The organism is Helicobacter didelphidarum (assembly GCF_003364195.1).
Lineage (GTDB): Bacteria > Campylobacterota > Campylobacteria > Campylobacterales > Helicobacteraceae > Helicobacter_A > Helicobacter_A didelphidarum.
The window spans coordinates 1-1730 of sequence record NZ_NXLQ01000113.1 but is presented as its reverse complement, the minus strand read 5'-3'; the positions used below and the strand labels follow the sequence as shown (position 1 = coordinate 1730).

General features: G+C 27.7%; 3 protein-coding genes and 2 pseudogenes. All 5 read left to right on the top strand.

Going from position 1 to position 1730, the window contains the following annotated elements; all coding sequences use genetic code 11:
* Positions 1–206 (top strand): annotated as a pseudogene (locus CQA53_RS12750) (hypothetical protein); the annotation flags it as partial.
* Between the two features lie 10 nt (positions 207–216).
* The gene (locus CQA53_RS11235; RefSeq protein WP_115544004.1) at positions 217–753 is read left to right on the top strand and encodes a hypothetical protein; all 537 of its coding nucleotides are present in this window, start codon (positions 217–219) and stop codon (positions 751–753) included.
* Between the two features lie 38 nt (positions 754–791).
* A complete protein-coding gene (locus CQA53_RS12745; RefSeq protein WP_181882474.1) occupies positions 792–941 on the top strand; it encodes a hypothetical protein in 150 nt (49 codons plus the stop codon).
* Between the two features lie 11 nt (positions 942–952).
* Positions 953–1528, top strand: coding sequence for a hypothetical protein (locus CQA53_RS11230; RefSeq protein WP_115544003.1), 576 nt, complete (start codon positions 953–955; stop codon positions 1526–1528).
* 2 nt (positions 1529–1530) lie between these two features.
* Positions 1531–1730 (top strand): annotated as a pseudogene (locus tag CQA53_RS11225) (hypothetical protein); the annotation flags it as partial.

The following is a 1730-nucleotide window of genomic DNA, read 5'->3' as shown; positions in this document are numbered from 1 at the left end:
TAAAAAACGAGTTACAACAAATCAATGATAATACAAAGGATTCAAATAAAACACAAGACTTTATCACTCTTTTTAAATCTTTAAATATCAAAATCATTGTTACAGGACATTCATTAGGAGGATTCTTAGATCAAATGTGTGCTTTAAGCTATGATGAATTAGCAAATGAAGTTTATACTTATAATAATATAGAATCCAAACCCTAAAGGAATCACAATGCTATTTGTGATAATCCTTTTTCTCCTCATTGTCTTTACTTTCTCATATTTTATATGGTGGCTTATCTATAGAAAAGCATTTAAATCACAAAAGAAAGTCTCTAAGATTCTAGTATTTATTGGAGGTAGTGGTTTAATTATATCATTTGTATTAAATAATTGTGCAATTCCATATCCTGCAAGCATAAGAGCATTTATACCGAGATTTTTAGATTCTCAGTATCAAGATTTTAAACAATTTGCACAAAAAGAAATAGGTAGGGTGTTGTATGCTAGACCTGTATCGCCTCAAACAATTCAACATTATAAAAATACAGATGATTTGGAGAGAAGCTTAAATAATGGTCAATGTAGAGAGTTTAAAATTAATAATATAATGGTAGAAATATGTTTTGTATTTGGTGGATTTGACGCTGACGCTGAATACAAATACATTTATATAGCAGATATAGGATATTATCGTGGATGGAAACAATGGCAATTTAATCTTTTTGTATTGCCAAGTACATTGGAAAGAATATATATATATATATAACACCTTTTAACTCTATCAAAGTGAAAGATGGGATAATAATGGCGTTAGAAAATAAGAATATTATTGGGGAAGTTAAAAGTAATTATAATGTAGATATATTAAAAGAATCTCATCATAGTCTAGATATATTAAAATTTTTAAAAGTTCCATTTTATTTAGAAAATATAGACCCAAATTTTAAAAATTAAAAGGATTGTTAATGTGTTACAATAAAAAATACTCACTTGGAATCTATGTCAATAGAAATGTTGCCTATAATGGTGGCGATGGAAATCCCCATGTATTCTTAGGATTAAAAATAGAGAAAGTTCAATGCAATGATATGCAAATACAAATGCAAGAAAATCTATATCAACATTATCTCAAACATAATATGCTAGAACAAGCTAATCAATGTAGGATTAATATAGAACAAATGCAATGTTTTGTAGCTGATAAAACACTTTTAGATTTACAGAAAGAATTAAGTGAAAAATATAAATATTCTATTACTTCAAGTGATGAATTTCAAGCTTGGAAAGATACAATATTAAGTTCTATAGAATCTATTAATGAAGACTTTGATAAAGCTTTAAGAGAAACCTTTAATAATGACTTTACTTTTCTTAGACAATGCTATGCAGATATTACAGAACCATTTTTTGAGTGGTTAGAGTCTGTTAAAAAAGAATCTATAAAACCTAATGATACTTTTGATGAATTTGAGAATCTTTTTAACGAGTTTGTGGAATCTAAAGATAACGATATGGATTTTATTATAAAGGAAGTAGCGTGAAGATGATAATTTATATATCTTTGGGATTTTTTGGAATCTTGGTTGTATTACTAGCTAGTGGGTGTAGTATTTACTATCCTACATCATATCGTGCTTTTATCCCAAAACAATGGGATAGTGAATACAAAGAATATGAGAGATTGTGTAAAGAGAATATAGGTAAAGTGGTGTATGCAAGACCTATCACACAAGATGAGAGAGA